Here is a 15,575-nt window from a genome sequence, read left to right as displayed (position 1 = left end):
GAAAACCCTGGCCGCTCCGTTTTCCCTTGACACCGCGTGTGAAGCGTGTTAAGAGGATTGATGTGCCATTGAAGCGAAAAAATGGTCATTTCTTTCTCGCTTTAAAAAGCTGTCATTTTAGCCTTAAACCGGCGCGTAATGACGTCGGCGTTAACAGTGGGCCCAGGCCCGAGAAGATTTTCACGAGCAAACCGCGCTGGAAGCGGTGATCACGTTCCTCCGCCGATATGGGCGTCCCCGTCAGATGACCTTTGATCGCGATCCGCGCTGGGTAGTCAGTGTGTCAGGCCGGGATTTCCCCTCGCCGTTGCGTCGGCTCCTGTTGTGCCTGGGGATCAGGCCCCACGTGTGCCCGCCGCATCGATCCGACAAAAATGCCTACGTTGAGCGGTATCACCGAACCTATGGTGGTAAATGCCCTACGAAGCATGATGACTCTCTGAGTCAGAGAAAATGATGAAAATGGGATAGAATACCCACGAGGCCAACGTGTAGAGATCGGCTCACAGTGGTGTGCTTCAACCCGTCTACGAAGCTGATCCGGGTGCGTCCAGCAGAGCTGATTGTCGCCAGATTGAAAGAACTGAGCACGCGTAGGAAATTTGTGTCTTACTTCGCACCTCTCGTTGGTCGCGCGCTATGACGAAGAACGCCTATTGAGAGAGGTAGGAGTTGGCATGCAAGTCGTCCATGAGCGCTGTTGCGGCTTAGATGTGCATAAAAAGACGGTAGTAGCCTGTATTTTGATTACCCTGGCCAATGGAGAAGTTCAGCGTCATATCAGGACCTTCTCTACCATGACGGCTGGTTTGTTGGCGCTTTCTGATTGGTTGGAGAGTCTAGCCCTCACGGTGATCGCCATGGAATCGACCGGAATTTGACTTCAGACCGGTGTTTAACTTGTTGGAAGAGGGCCGCAGCGTCATCTTGGTCAATGCTCAGCATATGCGCATCCATTCCAGGTCGCAAGACCGATATTAAAGATAGCGAATGGCTCGCCGATTTGTTGCGCCATGGGCTGCTCAAAGCCAGTTTCATTCCGCCAGCCCCTATTCGTGAACTGCGCGATCTCACCAGATACCGCAAGAGTTTGGTCCAGGAGCGTGCGCGAGAGGTCAATCGTGTGCAAAAAGTGTTGGAAACCGCCAATTGTCATTTGTCAGATATAAAAAACCGGTTGTCAAATAAGCTGCCACGCTGCCAAGCGGATTGAGCCGATGGCCTCTGCCTCATAAGCTGACGTGACATACGAAACTCTTCTTTTTTTCTTCCTCCTTTCCCTTCTTCACGACGTTTTTCTTCTCCTGAGCCAAGATACGTGGCAGAGACGCCAGGAAATGCATCCAAAGCGTCGCATTTTTGATCCATCTCAGGTATACTTTGCTTGAGGTGGAAAAAGAGAGACTCACGGATGCGCGCGGTTTACACAGATCGGAGAATCATCATGAAGATGACGTCTGAAGCCTTCCAGGCGTGGTGTCAACACCTCCAGCTTCCCCCAGAAACAGAAGAGCTTGTTGCGTCCATACGTTCTTCTCAGCCAGTGCGCCGTGTCAGTGCCCGCGGAAAGAACGTGACTGGACGGTATCCTAGCCCCAAAATGGGGGTGCCGATTCAGTTTGAAAGCGAGCAGGGGGAATTTTGGGCGATCTATGAGATGGAATGCGATGAGGATGTCTTGGAATTGTATGAGCAGCCCTCGCGTATCCCGCTCAGCTATCGCGCCAGATCAGGTCGTCGGACCACTCAGTGGCATACCCCAGACTTCTTTGTCCTCCGCCGTGAGTCGGTGGGGTGGGAAGAATGGAAGGCGGCTGAGCGTCTCGACCACCTGGCCGAATCTCAGCCAGGTCGCTACAACCGGGCCGCTACAGGGCACTGGAGTTGTCCGCCGGGAGAAGCCTATGCGTCCCACCTCGGACTGACCTATCGCCTACGTTCCTCTGCGGAATTCCGGCCGTTGGAGATTCAAAACCTGAAGTTTCTCCAGGACCACTGGGCACACGAGGTTCCTCCCGACCCAGAACATGAAGCTCTGGCTCTGGCGCATATTCAAGCCCATTCCGGGATCAGACTGAACGACTTGCTGGCGACCTACCCCCATCTTGCTGTTGATGTCATCTGGGTGTTACTCTCCACTCGCCGAGTTTTCACCGATCTCTCCGCGACTCTGCTCATGCGTCATGAACAGGTGGCGCTGTATGCAGAGGAAGGGCAGGTGCCACGGGATACGTCGGAAGAATCTCCGGCCCTGCACCTTTCGCTCCCGAGTGCACCGCTGGCCTGGGATGGGCGGCTCTGGTGGGTGGAGCGGCTTGAAGGGGAAGAGGTGCAGTTACGGCCAGAAGTGGGTGAGCCTCTGGTGCTTCCGCGAGCCGAGTTTGAGCGGCTGAAAGGGGAAGGCGCTCTCTGGATAGTGGGAGCAGCCACTCCCTCTCCCATGACCCTAGAGGTGCGCCAGATTCTCCTGCACGCCAGTCCCAAAGCGCACCAGGCAGCAAATGCACGGATGATCCAGATGCTGGCCTACGCGCGAGGAGAACCGACGACGGCCTCCCGGCGTTCGGTCCAACGCTGGTGGAGGGCATACCAGCAGGGAAAGCGGGAGCATGAGTGCGGCTTTCTGGGCTTGCTTGACCGGGTGGCCGCGCGAGGGAACCGAACGGAACGGATTGAGCCGGCTTCTCTCCAGCTCTTAGAGGCAGCGCTCCAGGCTCATTACGCCACGCCTCAAAGCAAAAGCGCCGCCGCCGTCTATCGGCTGTATCGCGAGCAGTGTGCAAAGCAGGGCCTTCCTCCCGTCAGTGAGCGCACGTTTTATCGGGTGCGCGCTCGGTTCGCGACCAACGAGGTGGAAGCCAGGCGTCGTGGCACGCGAGCCGCCTACGCCTCCCAACCGTTTTCCTGGTTGGACCAGACCACTCCCCGCCATGGGGAACGGCCGTTTGCCCTGGCCCATCTGGATCATACAAAGCTCGACATTGTGTTGGTGTCCTCGCTCACCGGTAAACCGCTAGACAGGCCCTACGCAACGTTTCTCACCGACGCCTACAGCCGCCGGCTTCTGGCGTGCTACCTGACCTACGATCCCCCCAGCTATCGCTCGGTGATGATGGCGCTGCGGATCTGTGTCCAGCGCCATCAGCGCCTCCCGCAGGAATGTCTGGTGGATCGTGGTCCCGAATTTGGGAGCGTGTATTTTGAGACCTTGCTCACGCGGTACGGCGTCACGAAAAAAGAGCGCCCACCCGCACAACCACGCGTCGGATCGGTCGTCGAGCGGCTCTTTGGAACGACGACAACCCAGCTCTTGCATCAATTGCTTGGAAACACCCAGGCAAGTCAGCATCCTCGTCGGATGACGCGAGAGGTTGATCCCAGGCGGCTAGCCGTCTGGACGCTGGAGCGGTTCTCCGCTCGCTTGTGTGAGTATGCCTACGAGATCTACGACCAGTTGGACCACCCGTCGTTGGGGCAGAGTCCGCGGGAAGCGTTCGCTCAAGGGGTGGCACTCGCGGGGATGCGTCTGCATCGGCTGATCCCGTACTCTGAAGAGTTTCTCATCCTGACCTGCCCAACCACGCGCACCGGTTATGCCAAGCTGGATGCGAGTCGTGGCATTGTCGTGAATGGGCTGCGATACTGGAATCCGCTGATGCGTGGCGCCTCGGACGCAGGCCGCGCTGTGCCGTTTCGCTATGAGCCCTTTAATATGGGGGTCACCTACGCCTTTGTCGATGGACAATGGTTGACCTGTACCGCTGATGCCTTCCTTCAGATCCAGGGGCGCTCCGAACGGGAATGGGAACTGATCCTGTCTGAATGGCGCGAACAGCAGCGCGCCCACCATCGCACGCGGATGAGTCTGGACAGTACAAAGCTGGCAGCGTTTCTCGAAGAGGTGTTGGAAGAGGAACCGCTTCTGGAACAACAGCAGCGCGATTTGGAGGGGGTGTCCATTCGCGACGCGATTGTTGGTCGAGCGATGTCGACCGGTCTCCCGCTTGACACGAGCGAAGCCTCGAGCGAGGCAGACGATGAGCTGGACTTGACCACCCTTCCAACGTTAGAGGAGTATCGCTCAGATGGCAAAGCTTGAACCCGAGGCTAGAATACGCTTGGACACGTTTAAGGCAGTCACCGTGAAACATGCACATTTGCAAGTGGTGGATGATCAGCTTTCCTTATGGGTGGAAGAGCATGCCGAAGCTACCCATGTCCTGCTCTGTGGACCAGGTGGTGTGGGGAAGACAACCGCTTTGGGGGTTGTCGCCGAACGGCTCACGCGCGAGGAATCAGATCGCTTCGTGGTCCCGATCCTCGTGTTGGAGCCAATCCCACCAGATCAGGGACCCTATCTGCGGCTGGATTACTACTGGCAAATCATCGAGGCACTCAAAGAACATGTGCTGGTCAAAGAGTTGGTAAGCAGCGTGGCGCACTTGATGGCTGCGCCGAGAGCCACCCGCGTAAAACTAGGAGCGATCGATTGGCTGAAGATGCGTCACGTCGCCGAGCAAGCTCTGATCCGGGCGCGCGTCCGTGCCGTGTTCGCTGATGAAGGGCATCGCTTAATGCAAGGGGATGGGAGTTACAGCGTCGATGAGCAACTGGAGTGGGTGAAGTCGTTAAGCAATCGCACGAAGGTACTCCACGTCCTTGCTGGCCCCTATGCTCTCTTTGGCTTCCGCAATACCAGCGGACAACTCGCGCGTCGGGGCCGCGATATTCATTTTGCCCGCTATCATGTCGAGGACAAGGAAGAACGCACGGCCTTTGTGGCCGCCTTGAAATACTTGCTGGAACGGGTTCCGCTTGAGGTCGATGTACCTGCCTTGCTCTCACGCTGGCGCTGGTGGGCCTCAGGCTGCGTCGGCTGCATTGGCGTGCTCAAAGACTGGCTCGTGGACGCGGTGGCAGCGACCTTCGTCCAACACGGGACCAGTTTAACGGAGGAGGTCCTCACCCAAACCATGCCGCATCCGGCCAGGCGACTGAGTTTAGAGATGGAAGCGCGTGCAGGAGAACGCCAGGTGGCGCTTCACAACAGCGAGAGTGCCAAAAAGTTCCAGGCGCTCCTAAAGCAGCCCCCAAAGAAAGCAGAGCAGACAGAATCAGCGCTTGGAAGTTCCCCCAAAGCTGGGGAGGAGAAGGAAGCTTCCACGATCAGAGAAGGTGCTTCGGAGTCATTCCCTCTACCGCAAATCACGCCCAAACCGACACCACGTCGTGTGGGAAGCCGTGCCCCCGAGCGTGATCCTGTGGGAGAGGCAGGAGCTACCCTCGAGCGGAAAAACACCGGCTGTCCCTTTACCGAAGTCATTCCGGTGTCCCTCGCGCAGATGGAAGAAGCCAACCTCTTCTGTTTTGAATGTCCAGTCTGTCTCGCGGTTCGAGACATGCACCCAAAGGGAGCCATCGTGAGATTCCGTTGGCACCCCAGGCGCACGACCAGCACCCCAAATCGTGGGAGACGCTGGATCAGACGAGAGGGAGTCTGGACGCCTTCTGCTAGCTGAAAGCAGAGGGAACCCCCGCGCGTGGCAGAGACAAGCCAATCGTGCTTGCAACGCACCCATTTTCAGCCTACAGACTGAGCGCGTTCCGCCCTAAGACTGATGACGGATCTCCTGACATCAGGCATGCTTTGAGTGAGGAAACCGCATGGTTTCCTCGATTATGCCACATGGTTCCCCTTTCCATCGCAATGGAGAGGGGCCAGGGGTGAGGCCACCCCGAAGGAGATCGTATATGCTACAGAGAAGGAAATCGTCCCTGGGACAGACGACCACATCGAGACCATCTGCACCATTCCCGCAAGGCAGCCCGTTGATCCGTGTGGAGCATCTGTCGCGGATCATCGCGACCCGCACCCAGAAAACCGTCATCCTCAATGATGTGACGTTCAGCGTGCCTGCGCAGAGTTTGTTTGTCATCAATGGGCCATCGGGCAGCGGCAAATCAACCCTACTCCACCTGCTGACGGGCATCGACCGCCCAAGCAGCGGGCGCGTGCTCTTCGGCGCCGAGGAACTGAGCGGAAGCTCCGAGAACGCCCTGGCGCGCTGGCGCGGACAGCACGTGGGGATCATTTTTCAATTTTTCCAATTGGTCCCCACCCTCACCGCGCTGGAGAATGTCTTGCTGGCTCTGGAATTGGGCAAAGGTGGCGGGCTCCCCCGCCGGGCCTGGCGTGAGCGGGCGCAGATGTGCCTGGAAACGGTGGACCTGGGCGCCTTTCCCCATCGGTTGCCCAGCGAGCTTTCCGGCGGGCAGCAGCAGCGCGTCGCGATGGCGCGGGCGCTGGCCAACGATCCGCCTATCCTCGTTGCCGACGAGCCGACCGGCAATCTGGATTCGCGGACGGCGCATGGTGTCTTTGACACATTGGCGAGCTTGACCGAGGTCGGCAAAACCGTGATCTATGTCACCCATGATCCCAACCTCGCGGCCCGCGCCCAGGCGCGTATTGATCTGCTCGATGGACGCATCGTTGGACAGCACGGCGCGCAAGCGCTGCTTGCTGCTTCGCCGGAGGTGTGGTCATGAGCGCCAGCCTGAAAAAGTCATTTGCGGATGTGACGCGGCGCAAGGGGCGAACGCTGATGGTCGTGCTGGGCATCTTCATCGGCGTGCTGGGCCTCGTGGGCATCACGTTCATTCAGCAGACCCTCCTGTCCGCCTTTACCTACAGCACAGGCACCGCCGTCAACTCTCCAGATATTACGCTCCAGGTGAATCAGCTTGACCCGGCGCTGACCCCGCAGCTTTCCGCCGTTGCGAACGTGCGAGCGGTGCAAATGCAAGCGGTATTTGCGACGCAGTGGCACGTCAGCGCCACGCCCGGACACGTGCCCATCACGCTTGTCAGCTTTCCTGACTTGTACCACGCTCCCATCACGCCGTTTCAACTGACGAGTGGGCGCTACCCAGGCGTGGGTGAGGTTGTGCTGGAATATGGAGACCAGGAGTTACAGAGTGTTTCCCTTGGCGATACGGTTACCGTGGACACTGGCCAGACTACCACCATGTTGCGCGTCGTGGGCTTTGCGCGCACCCAGGGGTTGGCAAATCCGGCGGACAGCGGCACGGCGCGCGGGTATATGAGCGAGGCCGCCATCACGCAGGCATTTGGGTCCTTTGTGCCCGCGCCGGGCAGCCAGGGGCCGCAGGTACGGCAAGAAGTTGCGGTCAAGGTCCAGAACATCAGCCAGGTGATTACAACGGAGGACGCGCTGGCGCGTGTGCTGCGGGCGAAAGGCGTGGCTGTCCTGAGCGAAACGATCAACCAGCCATTCAACCAGGCAAATATCCGTACCGCCAACGGCGTCTTTACACTGCTGCTGATGTTATCCATCCTGGCGGTGATGTTGAGCGCGCTTCTCATTCTTAACACCATCATCACGCTCATTACCGAGCAGACGCCGATCATCGGCACGCTGAAAGCCGTGGGCGGGACGCGCGGCACCATTCTGCGCGGCTACCTGCTCTCGGTGGTGATCTACAGCGCGGCTGCAACCTTGCCCGCCATCGCGCTCGGGCTCCTTCTGGGGTATCCGCTGGCATCCTCCCTTGCCAGCGCCAGTTCGCTCGCTGTGGGTCCCTTTACCGTCTTCCCCTGGATCATCATCCTTGGCCTGGCGGTTGGCTTTGGTGTGCCGCTGCTTTCAGCCCTCGTGCCGCTGTGGATCGGCACGCGCATCACCGTGCGCGAGGCGCTTTCCGCCTATGGCATCAGCGCCGGGCGGGCTGGCAATCGCCGCGCCAGGCTGGCACAGCAAATGCCCTGGGTCTCGCAGACGACCTGGCTGGGACTGCGCGGGGTCTTCCGCAAACGCTGGCGGGCGGCGCTGACTCTGCTGACATTGACGCTGGCAGGGACCACCTTCCTGGTGGTCCAAACGGCCACCGCTGCCACCAACCAGACCACCGCGAATGCGTTCACTCCCTATCATTACGATGTCTCGGCGCAGATCTACGCGCAAAACGCGCCACTGGTCTCGCAGATCAGCGCGTTGCCTAATGTCGGACTGGTGGAACGCTACCGAGAAGCGGAGGGGGCAGAGAGCCAATGGGGGCAAATGCTCCTGCTGGGCTTTCAGCCGGATACCAAACTCTATTCCCCGCAGCTCATCAGCGGGCGCTGGCTCTCTCCCGGTGACACAAATGCGGCCCTGATCAACGAAGAGGCGGCCACGGCAACGGGCTTGCACGTGGGCGATACCCTGACCCTTTCGAGTGTTCAGTATTTCAATGGTCAGCCCACACCAGGGAATCAGGCCACCTGGACCATTATCGGCATCATTCATCAGCCGATGGATGGTCTTGGACAAATTGGCACAGTGATTACCTCGGTGGAGAACGCCAATCACTTGTTCGGCGACCCCGCCGATTTGACACCGGAACTGCTGATTCAGGCGCGGGACCATGCGCCAGGTGCCGTGGATGCCCTCACCAGGCAGGTCGATCAACTGGTCAATGCAGGCAATGCGAATGGAGGGCATGTGAATGGAGGATTGGTTCACACCAGACAGCAGGAGGTCCAGCGCCGCCAGCAGAGCTGGTTGATCTTCTATGTCCTGCTCTACAGCGTGGCGCTGATCGTGGGGGCGGTGGGCATCCTGGGACTGGCAAACGCGCTGGCGGCCTCGGTGCTGGAACGGCGGCGCGAGATCGGCCTGCTGCGTGCGATGGGAGCCTCCGACTGGCGAGTGGCGCGCGTCTTCTGGGTCGAAGGGCTGGCCTTGGGCGGCATCGCCTGGGGGCTTTGCGCGCTGCTGGGGCTTCCGCTGGCCTATGGGTTCATCCAGGTGATGAGCAAGCTGGTGTTCCGAGTGGATTTCCTCATCGCCCCTTCAGCCCTGGTCGTCATGCTGGCAGCCGTACTCATCATCTCGACACTGGCGAGCATCATTCCGGCGCTGCGGGCTTCGCGCGTGCGCATCGCCGATATGCTGCGCTACGAGTAGCGGCCATCGGGAGCAGGGCAGAGCGTCCGGACGCGCTGCTCCCGGTTTGCCTCGTATGGTATACTACTCGCGTCTTTCGAGAGTTTCTGAGCCCGCGCCGGGAGGAGCGGTGCGGTATGATTATGCGGAGGAGAAGTGACATGCAAAGTCTACGCAAACGTTTTGGGGGACTCTATTGGCGGTTGACGGGTTCCTACTTGCTCGTCACTTTGCTGGCAGCCGTCATCATTGAAGTCGCCATCACCCTTCCTGCCAGCTTTCAAGGTTATCAGCAGGGGAACATCACCGTTCACCCCTCACCTTCTGGCTTCTCGCCCCCCAGTTCGCCCACGCCCTCTGGCGTCTCCCTGTTTCTCAGCATCTTTTGGAATCACTTGCAGGGCGGGAGTCTGTATTTCATCCTGATCGCCAGCGTAGTCGGCACGCTAACCGGCCTGCTGATCATGCGCAACGTCACCCACCGCCTGCACCGGATCACCCAGGCGGCGCAAGCCTGGAGCAAAGGGGAGTTTGCGGTCGAGGTGCGTGATCCCTCCCGCGATGAAATCGGCCAGCTGGGGCAGGACCTCAACGACATGGCCGAACAACTCCACACTCTGCTGGCGGCGCGCGAGGAGCTTGCGGTAATCGAGGAGCGCAACCGGCTGGCGCGCGATCTGCATGATTCCATCAAGCAAAATGTCTTCGCCACCGCCCTGCTGGTCGGCGCGGCGCGCACGTATCTGCCGCCGGATACGGGGCCTGCGCAGACCTATCTCGCCGAAGCCGAGGCGCTGGCCAAGCAGACCCGCCAGGAATTGACCGCGGTCATCCGTGAGTTGCGCCCGGCCCGCCTGGAAGATAAAGGGCTGGCCGTCGTCCTGCGCGATTATGCCGAGGAGTGGTCGCGCCGCATGGGCATCGCCGTTGCCATGCAGGTCCAAGGCGAGCGGGCCATCGCGCTCGACAGCGAGGAGGCGCTCTTTCGCGTCGCGCAGGAAGCGCTCACCAACATCGCGCACCACAGCGGAGCCGCGCACGTCACCATCCAACTCGCGTGGGATGGTGCGCAGGTGCGCCTGACCATCGTCGACGACGGCACCGGTTTCGACGTGGCCCGTGCCAGCGGGCGCGGCGTGGGGTTAGCCAGCATGCACGAGCGAGTAGCTGCCCATGACGGCGCGCTGACTATCTCCAGCGCAGCGGGCGCGACGACGGTGGAGGCCACGATCCCGCTGCACTCAGCTTCGAAGCCGACCCAGGAGGCGACACGATGAGCGATCCCATCACCATCTTGATTGTCGATGATCATGCGGTCGTGCGGCGCGGCGTGCAGGCATTCCTCGAAGCGCAACCGGATTTCGCCGTCGTGGGCGAGGCTGGCTCCGGCGGCGAAGCGGTGTTGCTGGCAACTGACCTGGCCCCCGACGTCGTGCTGATGGATCTGGTGATGCCCGGCATGGACGGTGTGCAGGCGACCCGGCTGGTGAAGCAGAAAAGCCCCGGCTCCCAGGTCATCGTGCTGACCTCGTATCATGAGGACGAGCATATCTTTCCCGCCATCCGTGCCGGCGCGCTCTCCTATTTGCTCAAAGACATCGGCCTGCCCGATCTGGCCGACGCGATCCGCAAAGCGGCGTGTGGCGAGGTCGTGATGCATCCCCACATCGCCGCACGCGTCGTGCAGGAGCTGGATGGCGCGTCGCATCCTGACATGGCGAGCTTCGCCCAACTGAGTGAGCGCGAGCGGGAAGTACTGCGCCTGATCGCCGAGGGGCTGAGCAACGCCGCGATCGCCGATCGGCTCGTCCTCAGCGAAAAGACGGTGAAAAGCCACGTCCGCAACATCCTCGGCAAGCTGCATCTCGTCGACCGCACGCAGGCCGCCATCTTTGCCTGGCGCCAGGGATTGATGGGAAGCTAAATGCGGGGTGAGCCGAGAAACGAGCAAAAGCGGCCCTTGCTGAGCTCCCCCCAGCAAGGGCCGCTTTTGCTCAGAAACCCATCTGTTTTTTGGGGTTCTGTGCCATGTTATCCTGGCAAAACTCGTGTGGCTTCAGATGCGGCTTTCAAGAGATGCGCGCCATTTTATGGTGACGAAACAATCCATTTCGTCAGAGCTTCGGAGCCCTTTGAAAGATGAGCTATGTTACCACGTCACATTATGAGACAGAGATTTTATCCAGAAATTGTCTCGCCCAGCCATCAGAGCCAATCCTGGGCAATAATCCTGGCAGAAATGCGCCTTTAAATCGGACAGACGACACCTATCATCATTATGTGATGGGCTAAAACTTAAAAAACTGCTATTGACAAAGCTTCACTAGCTCAAATATGGCAGATCGAGGTACAAACCTGTTTATGGATGAGCAGACTCTTATTGGACAAGAGATAGGGAACTACCGTGTCACGATGGCATTAAATCGTGGGGCCTTTGGTAGTGTTTTCAAGGCGGAACACAAGTACCTTCAAGAACACATTGTCGCTATTAAACTGTTGCACACCTTCATCGGAACTCAAAAAGAGCGCGAACAGTTCCAACAGGAAGCACAATTTCTCGCTCTGTTAAAGCATTCCCACATTCTCCGAGTTCTTGACTTTGGCTTTCTACAAAGCCAGCCCTATTTGATTATCGACTATGCTGCTGGTGGTTCACTGCGCGACTTACTTCACCGCCAGACACCGCTTCCTTTGGAACAGGCGCTGACCATTCTCTCACATGTTGGGCAGGGGCTCGACTACGCGCATCAGCGCAATATTATTCACCGAGATCTCAAACCTGAGAATATTCTTTTCGATAGTGATAGTAATGCACTACTGGCTGACTTTGGCATCGCGGTGACGCTCTCAGAGGAGAGTATGAAACACTTTACACATGTGAGTGGTACCCCACCCTACATGGCTCCAGAACAATTCCAGGGGAATGTTAGCAGGCAATGTGACCAGTATGCGCTGGGATGTATCGCCTACGAACTCTTGACTGGCCGTCCCCCCTTTACCGCGCCCGATGCCCTCTCAATGGGATTCAAGCATCTTACCGAGCAGCCTGTTGCACCCACAGAACACAATCCAGAGATACCAGCCGCGACCGAAGAGGCGATCCTTAAGGCTATGGCTAAGCAGCGCTCTGAGCGCTACTCTGACGTTCCAGCCTTTCTCGAAGCACTATGCACTCCTCTGACACAAGCAGCAACCCTTCCCCCTGATACCCTTCTAGCATCTCATCTGCAACCTACAGCTCTGGCTAAAACATTAGTACTACAGTTGGAGTTAGGAAGTATTGAGAGCCAAACGGCGTTTGTAATGGTAAACTTGAGCGACCGCCTGATGGTGCCGCCGAAAGAGAGACCAGGCCACCACCTGAGCATGTTGAACGATCTGTTGCCACACCAGCGACCAGACAAGGCGAAGCACTTCTGGAAGGGTGTAAGGGATCAATGGACAACCAATCCTCTCTGGCACTTGAACTGCTGCAAACTGCTTGGGCTGGACTGCTGTTCCCACGCTTTTTTTTCCCGGGCGGTATTGGCCTGTTCGACCATCATTGTTGCACACAATTGGGCCACAAGCGAGAGCGTGACATGCCGGTACCACCCGGTCCAGGAACGCACTTCGTACTGATCGAGTCCACACTCGCCTTTCGCTCGCTCGATGGCTTCTTCGACCTTCCAGCGCTGGCCGGCTACGTCCACGATCTGTTGTAGCGTGGTCTGTTTTGGGGCACACACCCGATGATAGACGACCTCAGTGGGATCGGTGAGGCTACGTCGCACCACGATCCAGGCTTGCCAGCCATCGGGAACCTCTGCATCCATTTTTCGCCAGGCCCATTCAAACCACCGAGGTCCCTTCGATCCCCATCCGGCTGAGAGTCGATACCAACGCCCAGAATGCTTGCGCGCGAACCACTCATCCACCCCAACGGAGGCAAAGCCTTCATCCAATCCCATCCGGATCTGATTCTGAGGTGGGACAGCCAGCACGTAAGGAATGTGGTGCTCGGTGAGAAAGCGCCGCAGGTGATAATCGGCTCCATACACGCTGTCAGCAGTTACCCAGGCGCAGGGCAGGTGATGGGCAAGCATCCGTTCGAGCATGCGGCGAGCCAGGACAAGCTTGGTGGCAAACTCCATCTCCTCTGGCACACCTGCTTCCTCACAGCGGTGGCGATCATCAGTCCATTCGTGAGGTAAATAGATCTCCCGATCCATCAACACCTGCCCCTTGGGACTCGCGTAGGCTAGGAAGACGCCGATCTGGCAGTTGCCAATCTTGCCCACCGTCCCGCTGTATTGAGGAGCGACTCCGACCGACTTGGTGCCCTTTTTCACAAAGCCCGTTTCATCAATGACGACCACGGCGGTGCAATCAGCGAGTTTCTCTCGCACCAGGTCCAGCAGGTCGTCGCGAACCGCATCAGCATCCCAGTGTGCCCGACTGAGCAGTTCCTGGTAGCCGTAGGGATTGGCTTCTCCTGCTGCTTCTGCCAGTTGCCAGCCATTTTTGCGCTCAATGGGACGCAACAACCCTTGCAGATACGCCCGCGCACGCTGGCGCTGTTCGGAGCGGGCAAAGCGCCCTGCGATACGTGCATGCACTTCATCGAGGCATCCTGCCCACCGCACTGCGGCCTCTTCCTCCTCTTTGATTTCCTGGTGGTTCATGATCCTGCTTCTTTCGCTGGGTGATTGGTTGCTCTCTTTCTATACTAGCACCTAACTCCAACTGTAGTACTAGTGCTCCGTTCGTTAAATCCACCAGTAACAAAAACAAGCAGGCTTATCGCATGATCCGGTTCTAGAAGCCAATCCGTTTTGCTACTGCACTTAACGAACGGAGCACTAGTAGGAACTCTCTCGACCTCTTGTATTCCTTCAAGTGGTATCACCAAACGAGTCTAAGAGCCATATTTTGGCAGTGGATCAACCACCTTTGCGGCCAAAGGCATCTGGATGAGATACGCAGTTATCCAAAGCAGTATTTTCATCCGGTACGCTTCAGGCAGGTGCTAGACTAGCCTGCCTAAGTTTCGCCCAAAATAACAACAATCTGGAAGGGAGCAAGCAGCTCCTGCAAGGGATAGAGGAGTGAGTGAGCCAGGGGAGCGTCCTGATTGAGCTCGATCTCAACCACCTGATGCAACGCATTGAAACGGAGCAAACCGCTGACATGAAAGACATCACGCACCATACGCAAGATGCCATAACGATGGATTTTTGGGCTGTTCAGCCAGCGACGTGCCCAGACCACCACGTTGTGAGCCAGTGAGCCGAGCAGCGCCAGCATGTACTGCGCCTCAAAGCGCTTCTTATTGCGTTTCGTCAGTCCCAATCCCTGTTTATCACCCTTGAAGGAGGTTTCGATGCCTCCACCACGCTGATCATAAAAGGTCACATAGGCCAAGAGCACCGCCGTGGGATCAGCTGCTTGCGATGCCTCCCATCCCAGAAGGGGAAGAACCTGCTCAATCGAGAGCGAACACATCAGAATGCCATAAGCAAATGTGCCATCTCTTCTGCGACAGCGTACCGCAATACGTCGCATGGGACGGACGTAACCAGCGGCTTCCTCGCTCACCCAGCCAAAGGAACGTTCCGACCAGGTGGGGTCCTGGACCCATTCCTTGACCGTTTGAGACAGTCGCGTGATACGTCGTCCCGAGTATTCTTTCGCCATGACCTCGTAGCCTCGGGAGAGCAGCCAATGGAGGTCGTCCTCGGTTCCCGCACCTGCATCGACACGGATAATGGTCCGTCTGCGTTTGGCATCGTCCAATTGCAAGGTCGTCTCAGCAGTCTCTACCAGCGGTTGCAGAGCCTTGATCAGTTGGACATTGCCTGCAAAAAGCTGATCGACCACGACTTCTTCATACTGGGTCGCCAGCACACGACCCAATTGCCGCCCTCGGCGATGATAGAGTCCTGCAAAATAGCCGCGCGTGGCAAACGCCGCTTTTGGTCCACAAGGCATGCCCGTCAGGTCCACGTCCAAGAGTTGAAAAGCGGCCTGATAGTCATGATGAAAGCCTTGGCTCTGAGCGCGGTAGATCTCATCGAGCGCCTGATGCAACTGAAGGACATTTTCCTCAGCACAGGCAGAAAGCGTCTCTTGCACCACCGACTGCTCAGCACAAGAGGTTCGACCGAAGGCTCGTTGCAAGCCCGGATCGGCTCGCAGCCGACTGTTGATTTCTACCAGTCCATGGGCTCCAGCCAACAGACTGATAAACGCATCCATCAGCTTGTCGAGAGGCGTATGCTTGATGGTTTTCTGCCTGATCTGCACTCTCTTGCGGATCGGGCTCAAGACATCCAATTGCTGCAATTTGGCTCCTATGGCGGCCAGGATGGCGCATCCAGTGAAATGGTTCGTTGTTGTTGTGATAGACTCGTTCATGGTGATACTCCTTTTTCTAATGAAAGCTCCTTTGTTCCTTCATTAGCTATGGAGTATCGCTCTGCTTTTTGCAAGCTCTGCACTGGCTCGCTGGACTGTCGTCAATTTGGGCGAAACTTAGGTAGCCTGAGCCTCCATTCAGACTCAAACATAGCACAATGAAGCATATCGTGCCGATGCGTCTGTGAAGCATATCGTAGACCAGGATTGCCAGAATATGGGTAAATGTTC

General features: G+C 57.9%; 10 protein-coding genes and 2 pseudogenes. 10 read left to right on the top strand and 2 right to left on the bottom strand.

The features are described 5' to 3' along the window. Window positions 1-160: 160 nt before the first annotated feature. From KRAC_RS80210 to KRAC_RS77165, 10 genes and pseudogenes are all read left to right on the top strand, one after another. Window positions 161-418: pseudogene (locus KRAC_RS80210) on the top strand (integrase core domain-containing protein); the annotation flags it as partial. Between the two features lie 259 nt (window positions 419-677). After that, window positions 678-881 (top strand): hypothetical protein, encoded by a 204-nt coding sequence (locus KRAC_RS63720; RefSeq protein ID WP_052569141.1) that lies wholly within the window; start codon window positions 678-680, stop codon window positions 879-881. A gap of 53 nt (window positions 882-934) precedes the next feature. After that, window positions 935-1,213: an IS110 family transposase gene (locus tag KRAC_RS63715; protein WP_052569139.1), complete on the top strand. Its 279-nt coding sequence runs from the start codon at window positions 935-937 to the stop codon at window positions 1,211-1,213. A gap of 231 nt (window positions 1,214-1,444) precedes the next feature. Next, window positions 1,445-4,099 carry a DDE-type integrase/transposase/recombinase gene (locus KRAC_RS43620; protein ID WP_007918366.1) on the top strand — a complete coding sequence of 885 codons (2,655 nt, stop codon included), beginning with the start codon at window positions 1,445-1,447 and terminating at the stop codon, window positions 4,097-4,099. Next, window positions 4,086-5,519: an AAA family ATPase gene (locus KRAC_RS43615; protein ID WP_007918365.1), complete on the top strand. Its 1,434-nt coding sequence runs from the start codon at window positions 4,086-4,088 to the stop codon at window positions 5,517-5,519. The genes KRAC_RS43620 and KRAC_RS43615 overlap by 14 nt, the downstream gene beginning before the upstream one ends. Before the next feature lie 232 nt (window positions 5,520-5,751). After that, window positions 5,752-6,549: an ABC transporter ATP-binding protein gene (locus tag KRAC_RS43610; RefSeq protein WP_007918364.1), complete on the top strand. Its 798-nt coding sequence runs from the start codon at window positions 5,752-5,754 to the stop codon at window positions 6,547-6,549. After that, window positions 6,546-8,969 carry an ABC transporter permease gene (locus KRAC_RS43605; protein ID WP_007918363.1) on the top strand — a complete coding sequence of 808 codons (2,424 nt, stop codon included), beginning with the start codon at window positions 6,546-6,548 and terminating at the stop codon, window positions 8,967-8,969. Before KRAC_RS43610 ends, KRAC_RS43605 begins: the two co-directional genes overlap by 4 nt. Window positions 8,970-9,109: 140 nt before the next feature. Next, window positions 9,110-10,225, top strand: a complete 1,116-nt coding sequence (locus tag KRAC_RS43600) for a HAMP domain-containing sensor histidine kinase (RefSeq protein ID WP_052569136.1) — start codon at window positions 9,110-9,112, stop codon at window positions 10,223-10,225. Then, the gene (locus KRAC_RS43595; RefSeq protein WP_007918361.1) at window positions 10,222-10,872 is read left to right on the top strand and encodes a response regulator; all 651 of its coding nucleotides are present in this window, start codon (window positions 10,222-10,224) and stop codon (window positions 10,870-10,872) included. The genes KRAC_RS43600 and KRAC_RS43595 overlap by 4 nt, the downstream gene beginning before the upstream one ends. A 410-nt stretch (window positions 10,873-11,282) precedes the next feature. Continuing rightward, window positions 11,283-12,077 (top strand): annotated as a pseudogene (locus KRAC_RS77165) (serine/threonine-protein kinase); the annotation flags it as partial. A 305-nt stretch (window positions 12,078-12,382) separates the two neighbouring features. On the opposite strand, the gene KRAC_RS43590 reads toward KRAC_RS77165, so the two are convergent. Both KRAC_RS43590 and KRAC_RS43585 read right to left on the bottom strand, forming a co-directional pair. After that, a complete protein-coding gene (locus KRAC_RS43590; protein WP_007918358.1) occupies window positions 12,383-13,612 on the bottom strand; it encodes an IS701 family transposase in 1,230 nt (409 codons plus the stop codon). 358 nt (window positions 13,613-13,970) lie between these two features. Beyond that, window positions 13,971-15,344: a transposase gene (locus tag KRAC_RS43585; RefSeq protein WP_007911035.1), complete on the bottom strand. Its 1,374-nt coding sequence runs from the start codon at window positions 15,342-15,344 to the stop codon at window positions 13,971-13,973. Window positions 15,345-15,575: the final 231 nt, after the last annotated feature.

It is taken from the genome of Ktedonobacter racemifer DSM 44963, assembly GCF_000178855.1.
Taxonomy (GTDB): Bacteria; Chloroflexota; Ktedonobacteria; order Ktedonobacterales; family Ktedonobacteraceae; genus Ktedonobacter; species Ktedonobacter racemifer.
The sequence above is the reverse complement of the archived record's forward strand: the minus strand, read 5'-3'. Positions and strand labels throughout refer to the sequence as shown.